This window comes from Campylobacter concisus, assembly GCF_002092855.1.
Lineage (GTDB): Bacteria > Campylobacterota > Campylobacteria > Campylobacterales > Campylobacteraceae > Campylobacter_A > Campylobacter_A concisus_AI.
In genome coordinates, this window is sequence record NZ_LVLC01000031.1 from 25,380 (window position 1) to 51,149 (window position 25,770).

At 39.9% G+C, this 25,770-nt stretch carries 25 protein-coding genes; 12 read left to right on the forward strand and 13 right to left on the reverse strand.

Annotation, left to right across the window (positions count from 1 at the left end):
• Positions 1 to 44: 44 nt before the first annotated feature.
• The gene (gene uvrB, locus A3223_RS09200) at positions 45 to 2,021 is read left to right on the forward strand and encodes an excinuclease ABC subunit UvrB (RefSeq protein WP_084110051.1); all 1,977 of its coding nucleotides are present in this window, start codon (positions 45 to 47) and stop codon (positions 2,019 to 2,021) included.
• Between the two features lie 289 nt (positions 2,022 to 2,310).
• On the opposite strand, the gene A3223_RS09205 is transcribed toward uvrB, so the two are convergent.
• Positions 2,311 to 3,471 (reverse strand): MFS transporter, encoded by a 1,161-nt coding sequence (locus tag A3223_RS09205; protein WP_084110052.1) that lies wholly within the window; start codon positions 3,469 to 3,471, stop codon positions 2,311 to 2,313.
• On the reverse strand, positions 3,472 to 6,015 hold the full coding sequence (locus A3223_RS09210; protein ID WP_084110053.1) for a tryptophanyl-tRNA synthetase: 2,544 nt from the start codon (positions 6,013 to 6,015) through the stop codon (positions 3,472 to 3,474).
• Positions 6,016 to 6,183: 168 nt separating this feature from the next.
• On the opposite strand from A3223_RS09210, the gene groES reads away from it, so the two are divergent.
• From groES to A3223_RS09885, 5 genes are all read left to right on the forward strand, one after another.
• Positions 6,184 to 6,444, forward strand: coding sequence for a co-chaperone GroES (gene groES, locus A3223_RS09215; RefSeq protein WP_072594386.1), 261 nt, complete (start codon positions 6,184 to 6,186; stop codon positions 6,442 to 6,444).
• A gap of 8 nt (positions 6,445 to 6,452) precedes the next feature.
• The gene (locus A3223_RS09220; protein WP_084110054.1) at positions 6,453 to 6,761 is read left to right on the forward strand and encodes a monooxygenase; all 309 of its coding nucleotides are present in this window, start codon (positions 6,453 to 6,455) and stop codon (positions 6,759 to 6,761) included.
• A 22-nt stretch (positions 6,762 to 6,783) separates the two neighbouring features.
• Positions 6,784 to 8,418: a chaperonin GroEL gene (groL, locus tag A3223_RS09225; protein WP_084110055.1), complete on the forward strand. Its 1,635-nt coding sequence runs from the start codon at positions 6,784 to 6,786 to the stop codon at positions 8,416 to 8,418.
• A 135-nt stretch (positions 8,419 to 8,553) separates the two neighbouring features.
• Positions 8,554 to 9,921 carry a phosphomannomutase/phosphoglucomutase gene (locus A3223_RS09230; RefSeq protein ID WP_084110056.1) on the forward strand — a complete coding sequence of 456 codons (1,368 nt, stop codon included), beginning with the start codon at positions 8,554 to 8,556 and terminating at the stop codon, positions 9,919 to 9,921.
• A gap of 186 nt (positions 9,922 to 10,107) precedes the next feature.
• Complete coding sequence (locus A3223_RS09885) at positions 10,108 to 10,233, forward strand: hypothetical protein (RefSeq protein ID WP_257639286.1); 126 nt, start codon at positions 10,108 to 10,110, stop codon at positions 10,231 to 10,233.
• Positions 10,234 to 10,315: 82 nt separating this feature from the next.
• On the opposite strand, the gene A3223_RS09235 is transcribed toward A3223_RS09885, so the two are convergent.
• The 4 genes from A3223_RS09235 to A3223_RS09250 form a co-directional block, all read right to left on the reverse strand.
• A complete protein-coding gene (locus A3223_RS09235) occupies positions 10,316 to 11,176 on the reverse strand; it encodes a cysteine ABC transporter substrate-binding protein (protein WP_021091264.1) in 861 nt (286 codons plus the stop codon).
• 93 nt (positions 11,177 to 11,269) lie between these two features.
• Complete coding sequence (locus tag A3223_RS09240; RefSeq protein WP_084110057.1) at positions 11,270 to 12,007, reverse strand: amino acid ABC transporter ATP-binding protein; 738 nt, start codon at positions 12,005 to 12,007, stop codon at positions 11,270 to 11,272.
• A gap of 1 nt (position 12,008) precedes the next feature.
• A complete protein-coding gene (locus A3223_RS09245) occupies positions 12,009 to 12,677 on the reverse strand; it encodes an amino acid ABC transporter permease (RefSeq protein WP_084110058.1) in 669 nt (222 codons plus the stop codon).
• Positions 12,664 to 13,317 carry an amino acid ABC transporter permease gene (locus A3223_RS09250; protein ID WP_084110059.1) on the reverse strand — a complete coding sequence of 218 codons (654 nt, stop codon included), beginning with the start codon at positions 13,315 to 13,317 and terminating at the stop codon, positions 12,664 to 12,666. Before A3223_RS09250 ends, A3223_RS09245 begins: the two co-directional genes overlap by 14 nt.
• 110 nt (positions 13,318 to 13,427) lie before the next feature.
• On the opposite strand from A3223_RS09250, the gene A3223_RS09255 reads away from it, so the two are divergent.
• From A3223_RS09255 to A3223_RS09270, 4 genes are read left to right on the forward strand one after another with little or no spacing between them, the layout of a single operon-like run.
• Positions 13,428 to 13,673 (forward strand): CBU_0592 family membrane protein, encoded by a 246-nt coding sequence (locus A3223_RS09255; protein ID WP_084110060.1) that lies wholly within the window; start codon positions 13,428 to 13,430, stop codon positions 13,671 to 13,673.
• Complete coding sequence (locus A3223_RS09260; RefSeq protein WP_084110061.1) at positions 13,670 to 14,638, forward strand: agmatine deiminase family protein; 969 nt, start codon at positions 13,670 to 13,672, stop codon at positions 14,636 to 14,638. Before A3223_RS09255 ends, A3223_RS09260 begins: the two co-directional genes overlap by 4 nt.
• A gap of 2 nt (positions 14,639 to 14,640) precedes the next feature.
• Positions 14,641 to 15,567 carry a cation diffusion facilitator family transporter gene (locus tag A3223_RS09265; RefSeq protein ID WP_084110062.1) on the forward strand — a complete coding sequence of 309 codons (927 nt, stop codon included), beginning with the start codon at positions 14,641 to 14,643 and terminating at the stop codon, positions 15,565 to 15,567.
• Between the two features lies 1 nt (position 15,568).
• The gene (locus tag A3223_RS09270) at positions 15,569 to 16,441 is read left to right on the forward strand and encodes a carbon-nitrogen hydrolase (RefSeq protein ID WP_084110063.1); all 873 of its coding nucleotides are present in this window, start codon (positions 15,569 to 15,571) and stop codon (positions 16,439 to 16,441) included.
• A gap of 26 nt (positions 16,442 to 16,467) precedes the next feature.
• On the opposite strand, the gene A3223_RS09275 is transcribed toward A3223_RS09270, so the two are convergent.
• From A3223_RS09275 to A3223_RS09290, 4 genes are read right to left on the reverse strand one after another with little or no spacing between them, the layout of a single operon-like run.
• Complete coding sequence (locus A3223_RS09275) at positions 16,468 to 17,133, reverse strand: phosphate ABC transporter ATP-binding protein (RefSeq protein ID WP_084110064.1); 666 nt, start codon at positions 17,131 to 17,133, stop codon at positions 16,468 to 16,470.
• Positions 17,102 to 17,959 (reverse strand): PstA family ABC transporter permease, encoded by an 858-nt coding sequence (locus tag A3223_RS09280; protein WP_021091214.1) that lies wholly within the window; start codon positions 17,957 to 17,959, stop codon positions 17,102 to 17,104. Before A3223_RS09280 ends, A3223_RS09275 begins: the two co-directional genes overlap by 32 nt.
• Entirely contained in the window at positions 17,946 to 18,803 is an 858-nt protein-coding gene (gene pstC, locus A3223_RS09285) for a phosphate ABC transporter permease subunit PstC (RefSeq protein ID WP_084110065.1), read from the reverse strand. Before pstC ends, A3223_RS09280 begins: the two co-directional genes overlap by 14 nt.
• Before the next feature lie 3 nt (positions 18,804 to 18,806).
• On the reverse strand, positions 18,807 to 19,679 hold the full coding sequence (locus tag A3223_RS09290) for a phosphate ABC transporter substrate-binding protein (RefSeq protein ID WP_084110066.1): 873 nt from the start codon (positions 19,677 to 19,679) through the stop codon (positions 18,807 to 18,809).
• A 314-nt stretch (positions 19,680 to 19,993) separates the two neighbouring features.
• Between A3223_RS09290 and A3223_RS09295 the strand changes: the two genes are divergently transcribed.
• Positions 19,994 to 20,935: a TAXI family TRAP transporter solute-binding subunit gene (locus A3223_RS09295; protein ID WP_084110067.1), complete on the forward strand. Its 942-nt coding sequence runs from the start codon at positions 19,994 to 19,996 to the stop codon at positions 20,933 to 20,935.
• An 86-nt stretch (positions 20,936 to 21,021) separates the two neighbouring features.
• Entirely contained in the window at positions 21,022 to 23,088 is a 2,067-nt protein-coding gene (locus A3223_RS09300) for a TRAP transporter permease (protein ID WP_084110068.1), read from the forward strand.
• Positions 23,089 to 23,253: 165 nt separating this feature from the next.
• Here the strand turns inward: A3223_RS09300 and A3223_RS09305 are convergent, their stop codons facing one another.
• From A3223_RS09305 to A3223_RS09315, 3 genes are all read right to left on the reverse strand, one after another.
• Positions 23,254 to 23,739, reverse strand: coding sequence for a tetratricopeptide repeat protein (locus A3223_RS09305; protein WP_084110069.1), 486 nt, complete (start codon positions 23,737 to 23,739; stop codon positions 23,254 to 23,256).
• A gap of 70 nt (positions 23,740 to 23,809) precedes the next feature.
• Positions 23,810 to 24,472 carry a M48 family metallopeptidase gene (locus tag A3223_RS09310; protein WP_180378728.1) on the reverse strand — a complete coding sequence of 221 codons (663 nt, stop codon included), beginning with the start codon at positions 24,470 to 24,472 and terminating at the stop codon, positions 23,810 to 23,812.
• On the reverse strand, positions 24,448 to 25,767 hold the full coding sequence (locus A3223_RS09315) for an MATE family efflux transporter (RefSeq protein WP_084110071.1): 1,320 nt from the start codon (positions 25,765 to 25,767) through the stop codon (positions 24,448 to 24,450). The genes A3223_RS09310 and A3223_RS09315 overlap by 25 nt, the downstream gene beginning before the upstream one ends.
• Between the last annotated feature and the right edge of the window lie 3 nt (positions 25,768 to 25,770).

A 25,770-nucleotide genomic window follows, 5' to 3' on the forward strand; every position in this document is an offset into this window, starting at 1 on the left:
GTACTATCTTTGCTATAAAATTCTCCCAAATTTAAAGGCGATCAATGAGTAAATTTGAAATTTCATCTAAATTTAGCCCAAGCAGTGACCAAGCAAGAGCGATAAAAGAGATAGTAAAAAGTGTAAAATCAGGTAACAAATATCAAACACTTTTAGGTGTCACAGGATCTGGCAAGACCTTTACCATGGCAAACGTCATACGTGAGCTAAATATGCCAACTCTGATAATGACGCATAATAAATCCTTAGCTGCGCAGCTTTATAGCGAATTTAAGGGCTTTTTCCCAAAAAATCATGTCGAGTACTTCATAAGCTACTACGACTACTACCAGCCAGAGGCCTACATCCCAAGAAGCGACCTATATATAGAAAAGGATAGCTCGGTAAATGAGGAGCTTGAGCGCTTGCGTCTCTCTGCAACGGCTAGCTTGCTAAGCTTTGATGATGTGATCTGCGTGGCATCAGTCTCTGCAAACTACGGACTTGGTAATCCAAGCGAGTATAAGGGAATGGTGGCATATCTTAGCGTGGGCGAGAAAATAAGCCAAAGAAAGCTTTTAGAGCAGCTTGTAGATATGGGCTACAAGCGCAATGACAACTACTTTGACAGAGGCGACTTTCGCGTAAATGGCGATGTGGTGGATATTTACCCAGCTTACTACAACGACGAAGCCCTAAGAATCGAGTTTTTTGGCGATGAGATCGATGCGATGTATCATTTTGACGTGCTTGATAACAAGAGGCTAAAGGACATCTCTAAATTTACGCTTTATGCGACCAGTCAGTTCATCGTGGGCGCTGATAGGCTAAAGATCGCGATGAAAGAGATCGAAGAAGAGCTTGATGCGCGTTTAAAAGAGTTTAATGAGCAGGGCAAGCTAGTCGAGGCGCAGAGGCTAAAGCAAAGGGTGGAGTTTGACCTTGAGATGATGGCAAGTACGGGCATGTGTAAAGGTATCGAAAACTACGCACGCCACCTAACCGGACAAAAGCCCGGAGAGACACCGTACTCGATGTTTGACTACTTTGAGATAAGTGGCAAAGACTATCTGGTTATCGTCGATGAGAGTCATGTGAGTTTGCCACAGTTTAGGGGCATGTATGCGGGCGATAGGAGCCGCAAAGAGGTGCTTGTGGAGTATGGATTTCGTTTGCCATCAGCGCTTGATAACAGGCCACTTAAATTTGATGAATTTATAAGTAAAAAGGCGAAATTTCTTTTTGTCTCAGCTACGCCAAACGAGTACGAGCTTGGTATCAGCCAGGGGCACGTCTATGAGCAAATTTTGCGTCCTACCGGGCTGCTTGACCCGATCATCGAGATAAAAGATAGTGACAACCAAGTTGAGGTGCTATTTGACGAGGCAAAGGCGGTCATCGCTAGAGGTGAGCGCGTGCTAGTTACGGTGCTAACTAAAAAGATGGCCGAGGAGCTAAGTCGCTACTACATCGAGCTTGGTGTAAAAGTTAAGTATATGCACTCAGACATCGATGCGATCGAGCGAAATGAGATCATTAGAGGGCTTAGAAGCGGCGAATTTGACATGCTAATAGGCATAAATTTACTCCGTGAGGGGCTTGACCTACCTGAAGTGAGCTTGATAGCGATAATGGACGCCGATAAAGAGGGCTTTTTGCGCTCGACAACGAGCCTTATACAGACGATGGGGCGTGCGGCTAGAAATGTAAATGGCAAGGTGCTAATGTTTGCCAAAAAGATCACGCACTCGATGAAAGAGGCGATCGATACGACGACAGCTAGGCGTAAATTTCAAGATGAGTACAACAAAGCTCACGGCATAACGCCGCACTCTGCAAGTAGAAATATCGAAGAGAGCTTGCACGTCGAAGACGATGGTGAAATTTACAAGCGTGGTAAAAATTTAGAGAAGATGCCAGCAAGTGAGCGAGCTGCGATAGTTAAAGAGCTAAGAAAGCAGATGCTTGAAGCGGCTGAGCAGCTGGAGTTTGAGAAGGCGGCGGCGCTACGTGATGAGATAGCAAAGATGAGAAAAATATAAGCGTTGTCTTTTGTGTATCTTTAAATGAGCTTGCTAAAATTTTGCTCGACAGACTATATGTCTAGTCTGCGCAATTTTTAACTGCATAACATTTAAATCTATCACAAATAAATCTATCACAAAATACTGCCGCCAAAAGCTATGGCTCGGCTCTTTTACATCGTAAAATTTCGCTTGTTTCCCCGTAGCAAAGTCTCGTTGCGAGCAGGGCAAAACAAATAGAAATTAAAATTTACTCGTAAATTTCCTTACGTAATTTTTATATAAAAATGAAGCAAGATATATAAATTTAAGTTCTACTAATTGGCTTTAAAAAGTAGCTTGATGTTGCACAAATAATTGAGATTGCGGCGATAAAGTAAAATGAGTGCGTTAGGCTAAAGATATCAGCGATCTTGCCAATGACCGTTGCGAATATGCCGCCGATTGTTATACTAAGGCCAAGCGTTACGCCTGAGGCTAGGCCGATTTGATTTGGCAGATAAAGCTGTGCAAGGGCGATAGAGGGGCTAAAAGATAGGCTGATGCAGGCACTCACGCACATGGAGGCCGCGAGAAATAGCGCGTAGCTGTCGATAAAGAGCATTAGCACGACTAGCGGTGCGGCGATGCTTAGGCTTATTTTGATGAGCTTAACTAGGCCATATCTATCGGCTAGCGCTCCACCAAATAGCGTAGAGATCGCACCTGCAGCAAAAAAGAGGCTTAAATTTATATTTGCAGCCTCTTTGCTAAGGCCAAAAATTTTGATGAGGTAGATGCTAAAAAATGCTGAAAAGCCAAAAGCGACGATCGAGCGTGAAAATATACAGACGCAAAGCCTTAAAAAGGCGCCTAAATCGTCTTTCAAAGCGCTATTTTTTTGTGAAATTTGCCTTTTATGATTGCCTTCGAGCGCTTTTATAAATTTGCCCTTTTTGAGGTATAAAAGTGTCAGAAAAATTTGAGGAATTATAAAGACCAGCGTCCCTTTTAGGCCAAAATTTCCCACAAAAACAGCGACCAAAATAGGTCCAACGGCAAAGCCTGCGTTTCCGCCAAATGAAAATATGCTTATGCTTTTGGCTCTATTTTTGGCGTTTGAGGCGTAGTTTACGATCCTTGCGGCACTTGGGTGAAAGAGCGCGGCGCCGATACCGCTTATCATCACGCAAACCAAGATGAGGTAGTAGTTTGTGACAAAGCCAGTTAGACTCATGCCTCCGCCCGCAAGTAGTAGCCCAAGCGGGATGACGTATGGTAGCTCTTTTTTATCGCTTAAGCGGCCGATCAGCGGTTGGATGAGAGAGCTTGCTAAATTTGTGGCTGTCACGAGCGAGGCAGCCGTGGCGTAGTCGTAGTGGTAGCTCGCGATGAAAAAGGGCAGCATCGCACCAAGCGCACTTTGGTTTATGTCGCTACAAAAGTGCCCAAGCCCCATTAGATACTTTAAATTTTCCGCCTTTTTCATCTAAAATAGCCCTTTTAAAAGCCCCTTTAAATTTTGCTTTTCGCCGTTTGCGCCCTCATCATCTTTTCCAAGCTTTTTATCTAAAAATCTACCTATCTCTTTTTTGACCTTATTTTCTAAATATTGCGATCTGACGTCGTATTTTAGCTTGTCTGTCGTGCCTGAAATTTGCACGTTTAGATCGGTCTTTTCGAGCCTGCAAACAAGTGGCGCGTTAAGCATTTTTGTCGCAGTATTGTAAGTGCCGTTTGCAACCTTTATATCGCTCTTTGGTGAGCTTAAATTTACGTTAAAGATGACGTTATCGCCCTTTATATCGCCGTAAATTTTACCGTCTTTGTAAATTTCTTTTGTGATGTCCTTGCCAGTAAATATTTTGATGTTGTTTGTGAGATTTGTGCTGGCTAGGTGCCCCTCTTTTAGTAAGATGTCAAATTTACCGAGCTTTTGCTTTGTTTCGTAGTCAAATTTAGCATCGCCGTTGCCGTCATAGAGATGATCCAGCCCCAAAGTCTGCGTTAGCCCTTTGACCTCAAAGTTTTTTAGCACTGCATCAAGCGCGCCACCTTTGTAGTTTGCCTCTAACTTGCCCTTAAATAGATCATCTGAAATGGCTTTTACGCTTAGATCATCCACTTTGCCCTCTGCTGTTACTAGGGTTGCAAATTTACCGTGAAGCTCGCGACCAGCTAAAAATGCAAGCTTGTTTAGTTCTGAAACTACCGCTTGAAGCTTTAAGCTTAGCGTACTTTTACCCACGTCAAAACTGCCATCTACGCCCTTTATATCAGCTAGCGAGCTAAGAAAGTCGCCACTAAATTTTACTATGTCGCCTTTATAGTCTAGGCTCAAATTTGAGCTAAATTTCTCGTTTTCAGGGAATTTTTTATCAAGCATTTTGCTAAGCACTGCGGCGTTAAATTTGCCATCATTTAAAGCGATCGTTGCGGTGACGCTTGGGTTTTTGCTAAAGATATTTTGCCCCTTTGCTTGGACATTTGCCTTAGCATTTGCTAGCCTATCGTTGCCGCTAAGTGCCAAGATCTCTCCTAGCTGCGCCTCTTTTAGGCTAAGATCAAGACTTTCATTTTTTATGGTGACGTTTAGCTTGCCAGCAAAGGCATCACCGCCTAAATTTAGCTCATCTATCTTGCTCTCTTTGACCATCACATCGCCCACAAGCACCATCTTTGAGCCAACCTCAAAGCCGCTAACCGCTTTAAATTTCTCAGGGTCGCTAATGAGCAGGGCAAATTTGCTAAAAATTTGGCTGTTTTTTAGGTCATAAACACCCTTTATATCCTTTAGCTCTCCAAGATCGCTAAGCACGTTTGCGTCAAAATTTACAAGCTCGCCTTTTGCTATGACGCCACCTTTAAGCTCAAATTTCGCCGCATTTTTAAGCTTTGCAAGACTATTATTTATAAGGCCGTTTTTTATCTCAAATTTAGCCTCGCCTGCAAGCTTTTTTAGCTCGTCAAAGGCGCTAAAGTTTGCGTTTAAATTTATCTCTCCGTCTGCGTAGCTAGGCTGCAAGGCAAGCGCTAGAAGCTCTTTTAGCTTGATATTAGCCGCATTTAGGGCTAAGTTTTTGCTATCAAAATTTGCATTTATCTTGCCGCCAAGGCCGTTTATCTCAGCCTTTAGGTTTTTAAGGGCATTTTCTTGCATTGTGATTTCGCCGTTTGCATCCACTGCGCCGCTTAGTTGTTGATTTAAGAGCTTACCAAAAAGGGCAAGATCAGGCACGTTTAGCAAAAAGTCACTCTTTAAATTTTTGCTAGCTAGATCATAAGTCGTCTCATTTGCTTTTAAAGTGGCTTCAGGCGCAATGATAAGGGTTTTTGCACTTACTTTTTCATTTTTAAATTTAGCATTTACGCCGCCTTTAAAGCTTATATCTTTTGCTAAATTTAGCCCAAATTCGTTTTTAAGAATTTCTTTGTTTATCGCTGCATCGCTTGCTAAAATTTGAGCGTTAATGATGGGCTCATTTTTCTCATCAAAGCCTTGCATATTGCTCGTTAGATCAAGCTTGCCACTAGCTAAATTTGGCTTTTTAGCAAGGGCCGAGATCTCAGAAAGCTCAATATTTTTAGCGTCAAGATTTAGAGCTTTTGGCAGGTAGTCTTTTAAATTTGCGTTTAAATTTATATTTGAGCCAAGCGCCATGCCAGTTGCCACTAGCTTAAAGTCGCTAAATTTACCAGCCGCGTTTGTTTTAAGCGCGACATCTTTTTTTAACCCAAGCTCGCTAGCCTTTGCCTTGTCGGCATTTATATCTATGTTTAAATTCATGCTTTGAGCAAGCAAGGAGAGGTCGCCATTTGCTTTTAAATTTATGGCATTCATCACGGTCGCTTCTAAATTTAAGGTGCTAAGCCCTAGGCTAAAGTCTTTAAATTTGACATCAATACCACGAGCGAGTGCTTCTTTTTCTATCTTGCTAGCTATAAATTTATTACCAAAAGAGCTAAATATAAAGCCAAAAATGCAAAGGATTATCAGCACCAAAGCCGCTACTAAATAGGCTATTTTTTTCATAAATTTCCTTTATATTAGTTTTACATATCATAAAACTTTAGTGTAAGTGACTAAAGTTTTAATAAAATTTAACTATAAATTATTGACTTTTTTAGAAAAAAGTGCTAGGATCTCATCACTCAAAAATAAAGAGTGCTAAAAAAGACAATTAAACCAAAAGGATGAACAATGAACTTTCAACCATTAGGCAAGCGTGTTCTAGTCGAACGCGTAGAGGAGACAAAGACCACGGCTTCGGGCATCATTATACCTGATAACGCAAAAGAAAAACCTTTAAGCGGTGAGGTAAAAGCAGTTGGTGCTGAAGTAGAGGGTGTAAAAGTTGGTGATAAAGTTGTATTTGCAAAATACGGTGGCACTGAGATAAATTTAGATGATAAAACATATCTTGTTTTAAACATCGACGATGTTTTAGGCGTTTTAAAATAAGGCTGCAGATGGCTGCGATTATGTATGTTGATTTTCCGCAAGAAGGTCTTTTTGGAGACGAGATGTCAAAAGCTTTTGAGGATTTGGCTAAAAGCATCAACCAAGAACCCGGTATGATATGGAAAATTTGGACCGAGAACAAACAAACAAAAGAAGCCGGCGGAGTTTATCTTTTTGACAATAAGGAGAATGCGGAAAAATATCTGAAAATGCATAGCGAAAGACTAGCTAAAAACGGCTATTCAAATATTCGCGGCAAAATTTTTGATATTAATATGCCTTTGTCAATGATAAATAAGGCTGATTTTTTAAAATAAATTAAAACCGAAAGGAAAAACAATGGCAAAAGAAATTTTTTACTCTGATGATGCAAGAAACCGCCTATACGAGGGCGTAAAAAAACTAAATGACGCTGTAAAAGTAACAATGGGACCAAGAGGTAGAAACGTCCTTATCCAAAAGAGCTTTGGCGCTCCAAACATCACAAAAGACGGCGTTAGTGTGGCTAAAGAGGTTGAGCTAAAAGATACTATCGAAAACATGGGTGCAAGTTTAGTTAGAGAAGTAGCAAGTAAGACAAACGACCAAGCAGGTGACGGCACGACAACAGCTACTGTACTAGCTCACGCGATATTTAAAGAGGGTCTTAGAAACGTAACTGCTGGCGCAAATCCTATCGAAGTAAAACGCGGTATGGATAAAGAAGTAGCAGCTCTTATAGATGCACTAAAAAATATCTCTAAAAAAGTATCAGGTTCAAAAGAGATCGCTCAGATCGCTACTATCTCTGCTAACTCAGATGAGAGTATTGGCAAACTTATCGCTGATGCGATGGAAAAAGTCGGCAAAGATGGCGTCATAACAGTAGAAGAGGCAAAGTCTATCCAAGACGAGCTAAGCGTTGTTGAGGGTATGCAGTTTGACCGCGGATACCTAAGCCCATACTTCATCACAAACCCTGAAAAGATGCAAGTTGAGCTAAGCAATCCATTCATATTGCTATTTGACAAGAAGATCACAAATTTAAAAGACTTGCTTCCAGTACTTGAGCAAGTACAAAAAAGTGGCAAACCACTTTTAATAATCGCTGAAGATATCGAGGGCGAGGCACTTGCAACGCTTGTTGTAAACAAACTTCGCGGTGTGCTAAATATCTCGGCTGTTAAAGCTCCTGGCTTTGGCGATAGAAGAAAAGCAATGCTTGAAGATATCGCTATTTTAACAGGTGGCGAAGTTATCAGCGAAGAGCTAGGCAGAACACTTGAAAGCGCCACCATAAACGACCTTGGACAAGCTTCAAGCGTAGTTATCGACAAAGATAACACAACTATCGTAAATGGTGCAGGCGAGAAGTCAGCAATAGACGCTAGAATAACTCAGATCAAAGCTCAAATCGCAGAAACAACAAGCGACTACGACAAAGAAAAACTTCAAGAGCGCCTTGCAAAACTAAGCGGCGGCGTGGCAGTTATCAAAGTAGGTGCTGCGACTGAAACTGAGATGAAAGAGAAAAAAGACCGCGTTGATGATGCTCTAAGCGCTACTCGTGCAGCTGTTGAAGAGGGCATCGTAGTAGGTGGTGGTTCAGCTCTTATCCTTGCTTCAAAGAGTGTAAATTTAAATTTACAAGGTGATGAGGCAATCGGCGCTGAGATCGTTAGAAGAGCGCTTCGTGCTCCACTTCGCCAAATTGCTGAGAACGCTGGCTTTGACGCAGGCGTAGTAGCAAATGCAGTCGAGACAAGCAAAGATGCAAATTTTGGCTTTAATGCTGCAACTGGCGAATATGTAAATATGTTTGAAGCTGGCATCATCGATCCAGTAAAAGTTGAGAGAGTTGCGCTTCAAAACGCTGTTAGCGTGGCTAGCTTGCTACTAACAACTGAGGCAACTATCAGCGAGATAAAAGAAGAAAAAGCAATGCCTGCAATGCCTGACATGGGCGGAATGGGTGGTATGGGCGGCATCATGTAGCAGCCCTTTTCGAGCTAGAGCCTTTTCTAGCTCGAATTTATACTTAAACTTTAACCTCACTAAATTTATAAAATTATTTACTCCTTTTTAAATTTATTCTTGTATCATTTTGCTTTCTTTTAGGGAGAATTTACAATGAAATATGATGAAATTTTTAGAGAATACGACATCCGCGGCATTTTTGAGAAAGACTTGACGGAGGACAGCGTCAAGGCTATAGGGCTTGCTTTGGGTAAGAAATTTAATGAATTTGGCGTAAAAACTTTAAGCGTTGGCTTTGACGCAAGACTAAGCGCTAGCACGCTTTTTAGGTATCTACTAAGCGGTCTAAACAAGGCCGGTGGCTTTAAAATTTACAACATCGGCTTACTTCCAACTCCTGTTGGCTACTTTAGCGTTTATGCTGATTATTTCGACGCAAACATCATGATCACGGGCTCTCACAACCCAAAAGAGTACAACGGCTTTAAGATTACTATCAAAAAAGATAGTTTTTTTGGAAAAGATCTGCAAATTTTAAAAGACAAGGTGAACGAGATAATCGCCTCTGGTGAGCAGATCGTAGACGATGAGAGCTGCGAGAAATTTAACATCTTAGAAAAATATGTCGAGTTTTTTGTAAAAGAATTTAGCGAGCTTAAAAATTTCAAAAAGCCTTTTGTTATAGACTGTGCAAATGGCGCTGTTGGCGTGAGTTTGGTGCCGATCGTCAAAGCTCTTGGGCTAAATGCTAAAATTTTATATGAAGATCCAGACGGAAATTTCCCAAATCACCACCCAGATCCAAGTGAAAAAGAGAATTTAAAAGAGCTATTTTCTCTTATCGAAAAGAAAGAATTTGACCTTGGATTTGGCTTTGACGGAGATGGCGATAGGATCGCGGTTATAACGCCAAAAAGAGATATAAAAGGCGATGAGCTAGCCTATCTTTATGCGCTAAATATGAAACATCCAAAGGTGCTTGGTGAGGTTAAATGCTCGCAAAATATGTATGATGAGATCGCAAAAATCGGCGAAGTTTTCATGGGAAAAACCGGGCATAGCAATATAAAAAAGATGATGAAAGAGCTAAATGTCGATCTTGCAGCTGAAGTCAGTGGTCATATCTTCTTTAAAGAGCGCTATTTTGGCTTTGATGATGCGCTTTATGCGATGATGAGGGTGCTTGAGCTAGTTCATAAAGGGTTTGACCTTGATGGCGAGCTTGATAAGATGCCACTTGTCTTTAGCACCGATGAGATCAAGGTAAAGACGACTGATGAGGCTAAATTTAAGATAGTTGCCAAGCTAAAAGATTGTGTGAAAAATGAGAGTTGCGACCTGCCAAAGATAAAAAATATCATTGATATTGATGGTATAAGGATTCAGTTTGAAAATGGCTGGGCGCTAGTACGCGCGTCAAATACAACGCCAGTTATTGTTACTAGATTTGAGGCAAAGAGCAAGGAATTTTTAGAAGAGATCGAGCAAAAGGTGACAAATTTGTTAAAGAGCTTAATGTAGCTTACAATAAGCATTTTGGGCTAAATTTACCCCAAAATGCTTTTTAAAATTTTATTTAAACATTCAAAAAACTAAGATTTATCTTTCTTGCCTAGCTTTCGCGGATTTTTCTCTGCATACATACTATCTGTAATTTAAATTTATCAAAAACATGCATCTTAGCTTTTTTGAACCTTCATGTGGATAATGCAATTTAAATCCAAAAGTAGTCTATCTAATATCGGCGTTCAGTTTATTGTTGCAAGGGTTCATCTACTAGCTTGCTGTTCAGGTATGCAAAATATCAGCCTTTATGGATTTTATGCAGTGTAACCTACCGGCAAAAATTTTTACAAACTTATTTGTTAAATTTAAAAAAAGAGAGATGGCGTAAAGATTTACGCCATTTAAATTTTTATAGTTTGCCGCCTTCAACGACAAGTGATTCTGGATTGACGCTGTCGCCGTAGATCGGTTTTAGTGTAGCATCATAGTCTTTGTGGAAGAAATTTTCTTTTCCAAGCTCAATGATCTCATTATTTAGCCAGTCAAGTAAAACTTTGTTGCCTTTTTTAACAGCTGGTGCTATCACATCCACATCACCAAGTGCTTCAACGCCTACAACAAAACCTGGAGTCTCTTTCGCCCAGGCAAAAAGTAGGGCGTTATCATGCGCTAGTGCAGCACCTCTTTTATCAACCAAAGCTGCAAATGTTTCAGTATTTTGGTCATATTTTGCAAGCTTAATGTCAGGATAATTTTTTGTAAAAAACGCGTCTGCGGTTGTGCCCTTATTTACGATTAGGGTTTTGTCTTTTAGCTCATCGATGCTCTTTATCACCGCACCTTCAGGGCTTACGATACCAAGTGAAACCTTCATGTATGGAAGCGCAAAATCAACAACTTGTGCGCGCTCAGGTGTTTTTGTAAAATTTGCAAGCGTGATATCTACTTTATCAGCTACTAAAACTTCAACTCTACCAGCAGCCTCGACTAGCTCAAATTTTACCTTGCTCTCATCGCCTAGTAGGTCTTTTGCGATACGTTTTGCAAAGTAAATATCATAGCCTTGGTTTTTGCCGTCTTTATCGACATAGCCAAATGGTGGTTTGTCGCTGAAAACGCCAATTCTTACATATCCGCGCTCTTTGATCTTTGCGATCGCATCAGCTTCGTTTGAAGCAGCTTTTGCCGTGTCAGCACCTTTGTCATTACCACAACCCGTTAGAAAGACGGTAGCGATTAATGCTAATAAGAAAAATTTAAATTTTCTCACTCTTTCTCCTTGTAAAAAAGTTAAATAAATAAGAGCGTTAAAATTTCGCTCTAAACGCATTTTGAAAAAACGGCAAATTATCTCTTATTTTTTCTAAAACGAGAATAAATTTAGAAATTTCTTCGCGCGATCACTCTTTGGGCTGGTAAAAAATTCTTCTGGCTCGCTGATCTCCACGATCGCTCCAGCGTCCATAAATACGATCTTGTTTGCAACTGCTCTTGCAAAGCTCATCTCGTGTGTGACTATTAGCATCGTCATGCCATCTTTGGCTAAATTTAGTATAACATCAAGCACTTCTCTAACGATCTCTGGATCAAGCGCAGCCGTAACCTCGTCAAATAGCATAATTTCAGGGTTTAAACAAAGGCTTCTTACTATTGCTATGCGCTGCTTTTGGCCGCCACTTAGCTCCTTTGGATAGGCAAATTTCTTATCAAGCAGTCCAACCTTGCTTAGCCACATATCAGCGGTTTTTTCAGCCTCGGCTCTATCTCTTTTTTGCACCTTTAAAGGCCCAAGAAGGACGTTGTCTATGACGTTCATATGATCAAAGAGCTCGTAGCTTTGAAAGACCATGCCGACCTTTTGGCGGATCCTTTGCCAATCATTAAATTTAGCGTCTATCACTTCACCGTCTATAATGATCTCGCCGCTTGCGATACTCTCAAGGCCGTTTATGCACCTAAGAGTTGTGCTTTTGCCACAGCCTGATGGGCCAAGAAGTACGACCACTTCACCGCTTTTTACCTCTAAATTTATATCCTTTAAGGCGTGAAGCTCTCCATAAAATTTATTTATTTTTTTAAGCTCTAATATGTTTTCGCTCATTTTAGCTCCATTTTTCTTCTAGTTTTTTTGATAATTTTGAGACTGGATAGCAGATCGCAAAATATAAAAAGAATATGAGCGTGTATATCCAAAATGGCGCCATAGGATTTGTAAATACATTTCGCTCAATGATCTGCTGGCCGACCTTGACTACCTCCACAACGCCGATTAGTACGACGATAGAGGTCGTTTTTATCATACGGCTTAGTAAATTTACAGCTCCAGGCACTAGCCTTCTTGTGGCAAGTGGGATGATGACGTGAGAGTAAATTTGAAATTTACTAAGCCCAAGTGAGGCGGCTGATTCAAATTGATGTTTTGGTATTGATGTTATTGCACCACGCACGATGTCCATCATTTCAAAAATTCCCCACAAGCTAAAGACGATGAGTGAGGCTGTAAATGCTGAAATATGAATATCAAACGCCTTACTGACACCAAAATAAAATAAAAATAGCCAAACGATCTGAGGCATTATACGAACGATTTCTAGGCAAATTTTTAAAATAAAATAGATAAATTTGTTTTTCATGCTCATAAGCACGCCAAACACTAAGCCACCGATTATAGAGATAAAGATAGAGATAAATGAAATTTCTGTGCTAACGACTAGACCTTCAAAGAGCCTTAGTAAATTTTGCGTGTCAAATAAAATACTAACTCCTTGCATTTCTCACCCTTCTTTCGACATAGCTAAGCACCAGCGAGACTGGCAAGATGATGATGAGATAGCTAATAACCAGCATAAAAAGCGCTTCGTCTGTTTTGTAATAAAGCCCAATGAGATCCTTTGCGACGTAAACTAGATCGGCAAGGGCTACGATACTAACGATGCTTGTCTCTTTTAGTAAAAAGATAATATTTGCACTAATGCTTGGTACAGCTACGCTAAATGCTTGAGGCAAGATAACATATCTTAAGAGCTGATTTTTGCTAAGTGCGATACTTAGTCCCGCTTCGATCTGCGACTTTCTAACCGCCTCAAAGCCAAGCCTAAAGCTCTCACTCATATAGCTACCACCAAGAAAGCTAAGACCAGCGACCGCACAGGCAAAGCCGCTCATCGACACTCCAAGCTTTGGCAAGCCGTAGTATAAAAAGAAGAGCTGGATAAGAAGCGGCGTATTTCTTGAGAGCTCGACATAGCAGTCAATCACTTTTGATAGAAATTTTAGCTTGTAAAATTTCACGGCCATACAAAAAATACCGATCAAAATAGAAAAAATGATCCCTAAAAAGGCAATCTCACAGGTAAGCAGTCCGGCCTTAACATAAAGCGGATAAAATTTCTCAATAAACTCAAAATCCATAAAACTTTAATCCAATCTGAAAAATGGAGTTATTTTATCTTATAATCATAAATTTAAAACTAATTAGATATGATCTTGCTTTAAATTTAAGCTTGTAAAAAGGATAAAATTTGATCGATCTTTTTCAGATCATTGGCTTTTTAGGGATGATTTGCATCGTGATGGGCTACTTTTTACTTCAAATCGGCCGCCTAAATAGCCGCGATCTAGCCTATCAGATAATAAATTTAGCAGGTGCGGTGCTACTTATCATCTCACTTTTTGTGCACTTTAACCTCGGTTCATTTTTGATAGAGGTCTTTTGGATATTCATTACGATTTATGGAATTTATAAAATTTATAAGGAGAGAGCGTGAGAGCTTACGCAGAGTGGGAAGAGCAGGAGCTTTTGTTTTTATCACTGCCACACAGTAAGAGTGACTGGGAGCCCTATTTAGAGGAGATTTTGGCGAGCTATGAGGAGCTTGTGGCTGCTGTTACGCCCTATGAAAAGGTGGTGCTCATCTGCCCTGATGAGGCAAATTTTGATAGATTTAAGAAATTTAAAAATGTAGAGTTTGTTAAGCTTGATACTGATGATACTTGGATCAGAGACTACGGTATGATCGACGTTTGCACCAAGGACGGCGTCAAGAGCTACGACTTTAAATTTAACGCTTGGGGTGGTAAATTTAAGAGCTCAAAAGATGATGCGATAAATTTGGAGCTAGCTAAAATTTATAAAACCAAGCTTGAGCCAGTTGATATGATATTAGAGGGCGGAAGTATCGAGTTTAACGGAGATGGCATACTTTTAACCACTTCAAAATGTCTGCTAAATGAAAATAGAAACAAAGCGCTTAGTAAAGAGCAGATCGAGGAGAAGCTTAAAAATTTATTTGGCCTAAAGCGTATTATCTGGCTTGAAAATGGCTTTATAAGAGGCGATGATACAGATAGTCACATTGACACTTTAGCGCGCTTTATCACGCCTGATACGATAGCTTACGCAGCTTGTGATGACAAGAGTGATGAGCACTTTGATGAGCTTAAAAGGATGGAGGATGAGCTTAAAAAAACTGGCTTTAAACTGCTTGCTCTGCCACTACCAAAACCTAAATTTTATGATAGCAAAAGGCTTGGCTGCACCTATGCAAACTTTATCTTTATAAATGGTGCGCTAATCGTGCCAACATATAACGACGAAAACGATGAAAAGGTACTAAATTTACTAGCCGAGGCACTGCCAGATAGAAAGATCATCGGTGTAAATTCGCTAGTTTTTGTCCGTCAAAATGGCTCGCTTCACTGCTCAAGCCAAAATAGATATAAAAGGTCTTAGTCTTGTCAAGTCCGTTTGATTATGAGTTTAACCGCATAAATAAGCAGGAGTGCACGCAGGGCGAAAATAAGGCTGTTATCGCAGCTGGAGCTTGTGCCTTTTTGCTCGCACTTGTGAAATTTACAGCTGGGCTTTTTAGCGGCTCGGTCGCTGTGCTTGGCTCGGCGATTGACTCGATGCTTGATTTTATCGTCTCGCTTTTAAATTTATTTGCACTTAGAAAGTCAAGAAAGCAAGCTGATGAGAGATTTAACTTTGGCTACACAAAGCTAGAGGCGTTAGCAGCGCTATTTGAGTGCGTCATTATCGTTGTGGCTGCTGGATATATATTTTATGAGAGTATTAAAAAATTTAGCGAGCCAAATTTAGAGATAGACCTTGGCTTAAGCCTTGGTGTGATGGTTTTTTCGGTAGTTGTGACGCTATGTTTGGTGCTATTTTTAAACCAAATTTCTAAAAAAAGCGGAAACCTTATCATCAAAGCAGACGCGCTGCACTATAAGATCGACCTTTTTAGCAACCTAGCAGTCATCATCTCGCTACTTATCATTAAATTTAGCGGATTTGTGATGATAGATGCGATCTTTGGCATTGTAATAAGTGGCTACATCGCTCAAAGCGCGATAAGCCTTGGCAAAGACGCCTTTGGTATCTTGCTAGATCACGCAGCAAACCATGAGGTCACAGACGAGATCATTAAGATGATAAAGGCAAAGCAGAGAATTTCAGACTTTCACTACCTAAACACAAGACGGAGCGCAAATACCATATTTTTAACGCTGCATTTAGTTTTTGACAAAGATATTTCGCTTTACGATGCGCACGAGGTGGCCGACTCGCTTGAAGCTGAGATAAGAGATAAATTTAAGGAATTTTCGTGGCAGATAACCACGCATTTAGACCCATATAACGACAAAGAAGGGAGATGAGATGAAAGTAGCACTACTTCAACAAGAATTTAAAGGGACAAAAGAGACGACCATCGCAAAGACGCTTGAACTAATCGCCGAGGCAAAAAAAGGCGGTGCCGATCTAGTCGTCTGCCAAGAGCTGCATCAGACGCAGTACTTTTGCCAAAGCGAGGATACAAATTTCTTTGATCACGCAAACGACTGGCAAGAGGACGTCGCTTTTTGGGGCAGGGTAGCAAAAGAAAATGGTGTGGTTTTAGTCACTTCGCTCTTTGAAAAGAGGGCTGACGGACTTTATCACAACACCGCCTTTGTCTTTGAGCGCGACGGCAGCGTGGCTGGCAAATACCGAAAAATGCACATCCCTGATGACCCTGGATTTTACGAGAAATTTTACTTCACGCCTGGCGACATTGGCTTTGAGCCAGTTAAAACTAGCCTTGGCAAGCTTGGCGTTTTGGTGTGTTGGGATCAGTGGTATCCAGAAGCAGCAAGGCTAATGGCGCTAAAAGGGGCGAAAATTCTCATATATCCAACGGCTATTGGCTGGTTTGAGGGCGATAGTGATGATGAAAAGTCAAGACAGCTTGAAGCGTGGGTGGCAGTGCAAAGAGGTCACAGCGTGGCAAATGGTCTGCCAGTTGTTGCAGTAAATCGCGTGGGCTTTGAAAAAGATGGTAGCGGCGTGATGGATGGGATAAAATTTTGGGGAAATAGCTTTGTTTTTGGGCCACAAGGCGAGCAGCTTTTCCGTGCAAATAGCACAGATGAGCTTTGCAAGATCGTTGAGATAGACATGAAAAGAAGCGAAGAAGTGCGCAGAATTTGGCCATTTTTAAGAGATCGCAGGATCGATGCCTACGCAAATATCACAAAAAGATTTATCGACTAAATTTAGAGCTAGAATTTCTAGCTCTTTTAAAATGTAAATTTCTTATCTACAATTCGAACTATCTTGCCGCCAAGCCTTTTTGCCTGCTCTTCATTGTGCGTGGTTATGATGATGGTGTATCTTTGCGACAAGCTTTTTAAGAGCTCCTCTATAATCAAGACATTTTTCATATCAAGCGATGAGCAAGGCTCATCAAGCATGAGCACTTCAGGTTTTGTAGTTAGCATCCTTGCAATGCAAAGTCTTTGCTTTTGACCGCCGGAAAGTTTGCTAGCTGGCATATTTAAGTCACTTATTTCATCTAGTAAATTTACGCTTTTAAGCAGCTCTTCTACTCTTTTTTGCTTATCTTTTATGTTGCCCTCATAAAATTCCATCGCATAGGTCAAATTTCTCTCGACGCTAAAAGGAAATAGCGTGGAGTCTTGAAAGAGTATGGCTAGCTTTCGTCTTAGCCAAATTTCGCCCTTACCTTTGATATTTTGGCCTTTAAATAGGATCTCTCCGCTATATCGGCCGCCCTTTTGCTCCAAAAAGCCATTTAGCGTCGAAAGAAATGTTGATTTGCCACATCCTGAGCTACCCATTAGGCAGATGATCTCGTTTTTGGCGACGTTTAAATTTAGATATTTTAAAATTTCATTATCTTGGTAAAAGATACTAAGATCTTTTATGTTTAAAATATCTGGCAATTTTCTCTCCTATATCAAATAAAACTACGGCTGAAAGCAGGTGCAAAATGATAAGTATAAAGATGAGCACAAGCGCCGTGGCGTAGGCATTTTGCGTTGCGACTGACTGGCTTAGGAGCATGTGCAGGTGAAATGGTAGTGCCATGACTGGCGAGAGCAGGCCTTCTGCCTTTGCCATGAAGACAACCCCTGTTAAAAGTAGCGGTGCGGTAGCTCCTATGGCATAGCTGCCAGCTAGTATCAAGATCGATATGATATTTTTTCTAATAGTTGGCAAAACCAGTTTTCTAGCCATAAAATTTTTATCAACGCCAAGTGCGAAGCTATCTCTTAACATCTTTTCATCGATCTGCGAGATCACCTTTTCAACGCTTACTTCAACAAATGGAAAGACCATCAAAGCAAGCGTAATGCTAGCTGTTAGCAGGCTTTTTGGGATATCAAGGCTAACGATAAAAAGTCCATAAACAAACATTCCAAGCAAGATAGAAGGTATCGAAGCCATCGTTTGGATGATAAATTTAAGCCCAAGCTTTATCGTGCTAGAAGTGCAGTAAATTTGCCTATAAATGGCGCAGCTAACGCCAAGAAGTGCTGAAAATATCATAGATAATATCATCAGCAAAAATGAGCCTATGATAGCGTCTCTTATGCCACCACTCTCACCTAAATTTAAACCTTGCGGATTTTTGGTTAGAAAGTCTAAATTTATCTGAGAGATACCATTTGCAAAGATGAAATAAAATATCCAAAATATCACCGCAACGACTATAAATACGCAAAGATAGGCGTAAAATTTGACTAGATGATCTTTAAAAGCGTTCATTGTTTTTCTCAAATTTAAAGATAAAAATATTTAGCAAAAATATAAAAACAAGCAGGACAAATCCGCTTGCTATTAGGGCGTGATAGTGCAAGCTACCAGCCTCGCTCATGCCCATTTCAAGGGCTATTAGAGATGGTATGGTCTGAGCTTTTGAGAGTAGGTGCGGAAAAAGTGGGGTGTTGCCTATGACCATCATCACAGCCATCGTCTCGCCAGCTGCCCTTGAGAATGCGAGTATAAAGCCTGAAATGCTAGCTTTTATGGATTTTCTAAAAATGACTTTTCTTATAAAATATCCCGTGCTTACGCCAAGCGCGTCTGAGTTTGTTTTGAAATTTTGCTTTAGCAGATCAACACTTTGGAGCAAGTGCGAGGTAAAAAAGGGCAGTATCATGACGCCAAGGATGAGGCTAGCTGCCAAGACTGACTCGCCAGCGGACATTTTTAGCCCTGACTCTAAAATTTTTACAACCGTGTAAAGCGCGAAAAATCCATATATGATAGAGGGTATGCCAGCTAGTATTCGTATCATCCAGTCTAGCACGTGCCTAAGCCAGGCGCTCGCAAAAAAGCAGATAAAGATAGTAACGCCAAGCGAGATAAAAAATGAAAATATGCAAGCTAAAAACGCAACTGCGAAATTTGCGATTAGGATATTAAACAGCCCAAAGCTAAAAGGCTCTGTACTAACGTCCCAGTCGCCATTTAGTAAGAAGTCAAAAAGGCTTACTTCTGCAAAAAAACTCGTGGAATTTATCAGTAAAAACCCCACGAGTAAAAGCAAAAGCATGGCGGATAAAAGTGTGAAAGCATATACCCCGCCTTTAAAAATTTGCCCTGTCATTGGCTATTTTACTGGTATAAATCCCATTTTTTCGATAGTCTTTTGACCTTCGGCTGAATTTAACACATCAACAAAAATTTGCTCACTCTTGCTTAGATCGCCACTTTTTACGATGATGAGCGGACGAGAGATGTAGTATTTGCCATCAACTATATTTTTAACAGTTGGTTCGACGCCATCAACGTTTAGCGGTATTAGCTTGCCTTTGTTTTGGTTTGTGATACCAAAAGAAGCGTAGCCAATAGCGTTTTTATTTTCGATGATCTTTGATACAAGCGCGCCCATGGAAGGTGATTGGATGACGTTTTTGCTAACTTTGATATCTTTCATGATCTTTTTTTGAAATACCTCGTGAGCACCGCCACCAAGATCTCTTGTAACTACGACTATTTCGTCATTTGGTAGGGATTTGTCAAGGTCACTCCACTTTTTGTACTCGCCTGAGAAAATTTTGACGATCTCGTCTTTGCTTAAATTTCCGCCCTTTAGCTTTATCACCTCATTTTCTGGGTTTACAGCCACACAAAGTGCGTCTATACCAAGTGTATAGGCTTTCATATCTTTGATCTTTGCTTTTTCGCTATCTTTTATATCGCGAGCTAGCATACCAAAGTCAGCGACATGATCAAGCACGGCTTTTACGCCAGCACCAGAGCCACCAGCTGAGACAAAGATGGTGATGTTTTTGTTTGGTAAAGAGTTATCAACCTTGTCCCAAGTCTCGTACTTTTCGATAAAGTCGGTTGAAATTTTAGCGATGACTGGAGCTAGAGTAGATGAGCCACTAAAGCTAACTTGCGTTTTCTCGTCTGCACCAGAAGCGAAATTTAAAGATAAAAGCAGCATAGAAGCAGCCAACATAAGTGATTTTTTCATAAAAACCTCCAAAATTTGATTGTTATTAACATTTATAAAAGCTATTGATTAGTTGTAAATTTGCAACAGTTTTTCTAAAACTTAGAACTGCGGTGGATTATACAATAAAAAATGATATTTAAATAGCCGGTTTATCAAATTTATTTTGGCTGATAAAGAAATATAAATTTAATCTTAAGAAAATATTTTTTTAAGTCTTGATTGTGTAGAATGGTTGCAACTTTACTAAAACGGCATGAAAATATCATATTAAATAAGGTAAAAAGCTAAATTTATAGAATAAAATAGCCTTAAATTTCTTGAAAGGATCTTAGATGAAAACTACTTCTTTGGCACTTGCTGGCTTGCTTTTAGCAACAACTCTTTCAGCAAAAGAATTTATCAGTATCGGTACTGGCGGTATGACAGGCACTTATTATCCGATAGGTGGAGCGATTTGCCGTTTAGCAAACAAAAATATTAATGTAAAATGCTCAGTCCAATCAACTGGCGGCTCAGTCTATAACGTAAATAACGTTTTGAAAAAAGAGCTTACATTTGGCTTTGTTCAAAGTGACGTTGTCTATGATAAATATAACGGCACTGGCAAATTTGACGGAGCAAAAGATGAAAATTTACGCTCAGTAGTTGCTATCTATCCAGAACTTCTTGCATTTGTTGTAGCAAAAGATAGTGGTCTAACAAGCGATCTTGCTTCATTTGCAGGCAAAAAATACAATGTCGGAAACCCAGGCAGCGGCAATGAAGTAAGTACGCTTGAAGTCTTTAAAGCAAAAGGCTTTGACGTTTCAAAACTAGGATACCGCGGCGTTTTAACAGTTGGTGAATGCCCACACGCACTAAAAGATAAAAAGATAGACGGATACAGTTTTGTCGTCGGCCACCCAACTGCAAACATCACTGATGCTGCGACATCTTTGCCGATCGATATCCTAAATATCGAAGGTAGCGAGATCGATAATCTTCTTAAAGAGAAGCCATACTTTGCAAAAGGCGTGATCCCGAAAGGCTCATATGATGGCGTTGATCATGATGTAAATACTATCGGTGTAAAAGCTGTTTTAGTAACCAATAAAGACACAAAAGATGAGGCTGTAAAAGCTGTGATAAAAGCTATTTTAGATAATTTTGATGAGTACAAAACTCTTCACCCAGCGCTAAAATCAGTAAACAAAGAAGATCTTGTTCAAGGTCTTTCAGCTCCGCTTCACCCAGCTGCAGAGGCTGCATTTAAAGAGGCTGGTATTTTAAAATAATCCATTTCCAGAGGCTTTTGCCTCTGGATAAAATTTAAATATACAAATTCTTTTGAATTTATATATTTAAATTTTAAAGGAGAGAGATGAACGAAGTCAAAGACAACGAAGAACAATTTGTCGAAGTAAAAACAAGGGAGATAAATAGCAATTTTTACAACTATTTCATTGCGATCGTATGCTTTTCTTGGTCAGTTTTTCAGCTTTATATAGCTTATTTTCCGCTAAATACAAACATTTCGCGCTCGATACACTTAGCCTTTGCGGTTGGTCTTGTATTTTTGCTTTATCCAGTCACTTTTCATAAAAAAGCACATTCTAGTTTGCCATTTTACGATCTGGTCTTTTGTGTGGTAGGCGTTGTTGCTGTGCTTTATCCGGCGGTTTATTTTTATGAACTAGCTGATAGGACAGGGGACTACATCACGCAAGATATCGTCATATCGTTTTTAGCGATCATTGTCTTGCTTGAGGCTGGCAGGCGCGTAATGGGGCCAGCACTTCCAATTATTTGTATATTATTTTTGATATATGATCACTTTGGCCCTTATATGCCAGATATCATCGCTCATCAAGGTGCCAGCTTTGAAAAGATAGCAGGTCATATGTTTTTGACAACTGAGGGTGTCTTTGGTGTGCCTATCGGAGTTAGCGTTAGTTTTATCTATCTTTTTGTTCTTTTTGGCTCATTGCTTGAGAGGGCAGGTGCTGGGCAATATTTCATAAATTTAGCTTTTTCTCTTCTTGGCAAATATAGAGGCGGTCCAGCTAAGGCCTCGGTCATCGCAAGTGGTCTAACTGGCATGGTTTCAGGCAGCTCCACAGCAAATGTTGTAACAGTTGGTACATTTACCATACCACTTATGAAAAAAGCCGGTCTTTCACGCACAAAAGCTGGAGCCATCGAGGTTGCAGCTGGTGTAAATGGTCAGCTCATGCCTCCGATCATGGGTGCGGCTGCTTTTATCATCGCTGAGTTTTTGGGCATGACATATACAAATGTCATGATGGCAGCGGTTATCCCAGCGTTTGCTTGTTATTTGTCACTATTTTTTATCGTTCATTTAGAGAGTGTGAAGCTTGGCTTAAAAGGTATAAATCAAAGCGAGTTTCACTCAAGGTTTAAAATTTTTGTAAGCGGACTTCACTATATAACTCCGATTTTGATTTTACTTTATACACTATTAATCGCAAAAGAGTCAGCCATCGCCGCAGCGTTTAATGCGATTGGATTTTTATTTTTAATAATGATCTTTCAAGAGCCAGTTAAAAAACTAGCAAGTGGCGAAAAAGTTGGAATAAATGATGTGTTAATAGGCTTTGAAGATATATTTTGGGCGATGGTTGCAGCTGCAAAAAGTATGACAACGATCGCCATTGCAACCGCGCTTGCAGGTATCATCGTGGGCTCTATCTCTCTAACTGGCCTTGGCCAAGTACTTTCAGATCTAGTCGAGCTACTTGCTGGTGATAATATAGTTATGATATTGCTTCTTACTGCGATGATGTCACTTATACTAGGAATGGGTCTTCCAACGACGGCAAACTACATCGTAGTTTCAAGTCTTGTGGCACCTGTTATTTTATTTTTAGCGCATAAAAATGGCTTTTTAATCCCTGCTATCGCTGTGCATCTTTTTGTCTTTTACTTTGGAATTTTAGCTGATGATACGCCACCAGTTGGTATCGCAGCTTATGCAGCAGCTGGTATCGCCAAAGCAAATCCTATAACCGTTGGCGTTCAAGGATTCTTTTACGATCTAAGAACGGCAATCTTGCCATTTGCTTTTTTCTTTAACAATAAACTTATGCTAATAGAAAGCGTAAACGAGGGCGATCCGCTTGATTCAAAAGGAATAGTCTGGATGAGTAATCCGCTTGAAATTTTACTTGTCTTTGGTATGGCGATCGTAGGAATGTTTGCATTTTCAAGCTTACTTCAAGGCTACTATGTCACAAAACTTAGAATTTGGGAGCGTATTCTTTTGATCCCTGTTGTGCCACTAGCTCTTGTACCAAATATATGTGCGAAATTTAATCTTATACCAAACGAATACACTGCTTATATCGTAGCTGCTGTACTTTATGGATTTGTTTTTATGACTCAATGGGGCATTAAAGACAAACCACTTGATCAAATAAAAATAATCTAATCTTAGGCAAGAGCACTCTTGCCTAAATTTCTAATATAAATTTTTAGAGCCACCTTTATACTTTGAGTAATTTCTATTTAAAATGAGTGTTTTTTTGGATTTTTTGTTTAAGGATATTGGTGTAATAAATTAAATAAGAAATTTTTAGGCTCGTAAGCCTAAAAATTATAGTTGTTTTGAGCGTCTTAGATCGCCTGCAAATTCGCAAGACATCTTATCGCCTAATTCGCAGCCTTTTACTAAAAATTCATAAGCTTTTTTAAATTCTTTAGCTTCTATCAAGATAGAACCTACCATCTCACAAGAATATCCATCATTCTTATCACAAGCTTTGTTAAAAAGTTCTCTTGCTTTTTGTGGCTCAGTATTTAGATAAAATCCACCAGCTGCCGAGCAACCTTCAACCTCGCTAGCTTCGCAAGCTTTATTATAGTACTCCAAGGCCTTGCTTGGATTAGGCAGAGCTGTTTTTCCTAGTTGGTAAATCGCTCCAACTTTTACGCAAGATTTTACGTCATTTGCCAAACATCCTGCTTCAAATTTAGCCAAAGCTTCTTTAAAATTTGAACCAGCATACGCTTTTAAGCCATCTTCAAAATCGCCTGCGAAAGCACAAGCAGCTAAAAGCGAAACAAGAATCATTTTTTTCATTTAAATTTCCTTTTGTAAAATTTCTCGCAATTTTATCATATTAAATTTACACTTACTTGATGAAAAATAATTACGCTTTTAAAATTTGCTCTTGTTTTTTATAATCAGGCATGATTTTTTCTATAAAATCGTAAAAACTTTTTTGATGATGTGGATAGAGTAGGTGTGTTAGTTCGTGAAGAACGACGTAGTGCACGGCTGAGAGTGGTTTTTCTATGAGTCTTAGGCTTAGATTTATATAGCCTTTTTTGTGGTTGCAACTGCCCCAGCGAGTTTTGCTATTTCGTATGACGATGCGCTTGATTGGCTTATTTATAAAAGGCTGAAAATGGCTTACAAGCTCTAAAAATAGCTCTTTTGCTCTTGTTTTTTTAAAACGCTCAAGGCTTTTTAAATTTGGAGTAAAGACAAACTCGCCATCAAAAAATGGCTCTTTAAAATTTTCATCAAATTTTATCTTATAAATTTGCCCAAGAAATTTTATCTCATCATCTTTTGGTAAATTTGCAAGAGCTTTTTTGTAAGTATTTTCAAGCCAAATTTTATGCATCTCAAGAAAGCTAAGAGCCATCTTTTGCGTGCTGTAAAATGGCACAGATAGCGTGATCTTAGCGTCCTTGCCAACTCTTAGACGCATGGATTTTACATTTGTTTTAAAATTTATTAAAACGCTTAGCCCATAAAAGTCTAAATTTATGCTCTTTTGCTTTAAACTAGGCGTTTTTCTTGCCATTTTTTGCTTCTCCAACGCCACGTATTTGCAAGGCCCCTTAGCCATTCATCAGCACAAAACCCTATCCAAACGCCGATAATTCCCCAGCCAAGATAGATACCTAAAAAATATCCAAGTGGCAGCGAAAGCCCCCACATAAAGATAAGGCCAGTCGCAAGAGGAAATTTTGCATCACCACTTGCACGAAGGGCATTTACGATGACGATGTTAAAGGTTCTGCCAGCTTCAAGAAATATCGAAAGTGTAAAAAGTGGCAACATAATCGCACGTAAATTTTCGTTTAAATTTAGTGCGTCCATGATTTGATGCTTTAGTGCATAAGCTATAAGCACGACTACGAGTGTGATAAAAACTCCAAGTCTTAGCGCCCTAAATGTCCTTGTATAGGCCTCGTTAAACTCGCTTGCTCCAACTAAATGCCCAACTATGACCTCGTTTGCCACGCTAATGCTCGCTCCACAAAGCAAGATAAGAAGCGTGATCTGAAAGTAAATAGTCTGCACGCTAAGGCTAGCCTCGCCCATGCTTGCCACAAAGCCAAAAGCGACCATGTATTGCGCCATCCAGAGTAAATTTTCGCCTGCGCTTGGAAGGCCAATTGAGAGAATTTTCTTTAAAATTTCAAATGGTACGACAAGTAGCTTTTTAAAGTAAATTTTAACTTTTGCCTTTTGACTTAGCATATAAGCTAGCACAAAAATGCCTACCAGTCTGCCAACAAGTGTCGAGAGAGCGACTCCTTGTAAGCCTAAATTTGGCAGATCAAACCAGCCAAAAAGGGAGATAGCGTTGCCTAAAATCGTAATTATGTTCATTAAAACCGAAGTTAGCATAACAGCAGTTGCTAGGTTATAAACACGAAGTACTGCAGCTAGTACCATACCGATGCCGTCAAAAAGTAGGGCAAAGCCAAGGATATGAAGATATAAGAAGCTATCATTTATAAGCTCTTTTGGCACGTTTAGTAAATTTAAGATGTTGTAGCCAAAGACATAGATAACGATAGCTGAGAAGATACCAAAGAGCGTATTTGACGTGATACTTGCGTGTATGACGTTTGAAGCAAGATCGTTCTTTTTAGCTCCCAGCGCTTGGGCGACGACGACTGAACAGCCAATGCTTAGGAAGTTAAAAATAGTCATAAAAAGATCCATCACTTGATTGCCAGCACCCATTGCACCAACTAAATGCACACTCACTTTTGTCACCATGTAGGTGTTGATAATAAGCGTAATGAAGTGTAAAAACATATCCAAAAATATCGGAACTACGAGTTTTCTCATAGATAAGTTCATTAA

Coding starts and splice junctions, on each gene's coding strand:
- A3223_RS09230 (WP_084110056.1), top strand. CDS start 8,554: ATGAAATATGATGAAATTTTTAGAGAATACGACATCCGCGGCATTTTT.
- A3223_RS09240 (WP_084110057.1), bottom strand. CDS start 12,007: ATGAGCGAAAACATATTAGAGCTTAAAAAAATAAATAAATTTTATGGA.
- uvrB (WP_084110051.1), top strand. CDS start 45: ATGAGTAAATTTGAAATTTCATCTAAATTTAGCCCAAGCAGTGACCAA.
- A3223_RS09295 (WP_084110067.1), top strand. CDS start 19,994: ATGAAAACTACTTCTTTGGCACTTGCTGGCTTGCTTTTAGCAACAACT.
- A3223_RS09290 (WP_084110066.1), bottom strand. CDS start 19,679: ATGAAAAAATCACTTATGTTGGCTGCTTCTATGCTGCTTTTATCTTTA.
- A3223_RS09280 (WP_021091214.1), bottom strand. CDS start 17,959: ATGAACGCTTTTAAAGATCATCTAGTCAAATTTTACGCCTATCTTTGC.
- groL (WP_084110055.1), top strand. CDS start 6,784: ATGGCAAAAGAAATTTTTTACTCTGATGATGCAAGAAACCGCCTATAC.
- A3223_RS09270 (WP_084110063.1), top strand. CDS start 15,569: ATGAAAGTAGCACTACTTCAACAAGAATTTAAAGGGACAAAAGAGACG.
- A3223_RS09250 (WP_084110059.1), bottom strand. CDS start 13,317: ATGGATTTTGAGTTTATTGAGAAATTTTATCCGCTTTATGTTAAGGCC.
- A3223_RS09210 (WP_084110053.1), bottom strand. CDS start 6,015: ATGAAAAAAATAGCCTATTTAGTAGCGGCTTTGGTGCTGATAATCCTT.
- A3223_RS09205 (WP_084110052.1), bottom strand. CDS start 3,471: ATGAAAAAGGCGGAAAATTTAAAGTATCTAATGGGGCTTGGGCACTTT.
- A3223_RS09310 (WP_180378728.1), bottom strand. CDS start 24,472: ATGGCAAGAAAAACGCCTAGTTTAAAGCAAAAGAGCATAAATTTAGAC.
- A3223_RS09245 (WP_084110058.1), bottom strand. CDS start 12,677: ATGCAAGGAGTTAGTATTTTATTTGACACGCAAAATTTACTAAGGCTC.
- A3223_RS09300 (WP_084110068.1), top strand. CDS start 21,022: ATGAACGAAGTCAAAGACAACGAAGAACAATTTGTCGAAGTAAAAACA.
- A3223_RS09305 (WP_084110069.1), bottom strand. CDS start 23,739: ATGAAAAAAATGATTCTTGTTTCGCTTTTAGCTGCTTGTGCTTTCGCA.
- groES (WP_072594386.1), top strand. CDS start 6,184: ATGAACTTTCAACCATTAGGCAAGCGTGTTCTAGTCGAACGCGTAGAG.
- A3223_RS09220 (WP_084110054.1), top strand. CDS start 6,453: ATGGCTGCGATTATGTATGTTGATTTTCCGCAAGAAGGTCTTTTTGGA.
- A3223_RS09315 (WP_084110071.1), bottom strand. CDS start 25,767: ATGAACTTATCTATGAGAAAACTCGTAGTTCCGATATTTTTGGATATG.
- A3223_RS09885 (WP_257639286.1), top strand. CDS start 10,108: ATGCAATTTAAATCCAAAAGTAGTCTATCTAATATCGGCGTTCAGTTT.
- pstC (WP_084110065.1), bottom strand. CDS start 18,803: ATGACAGGGCAAATTTTTAAAGGCGGGGTATATGCTTTCACACTTTTA.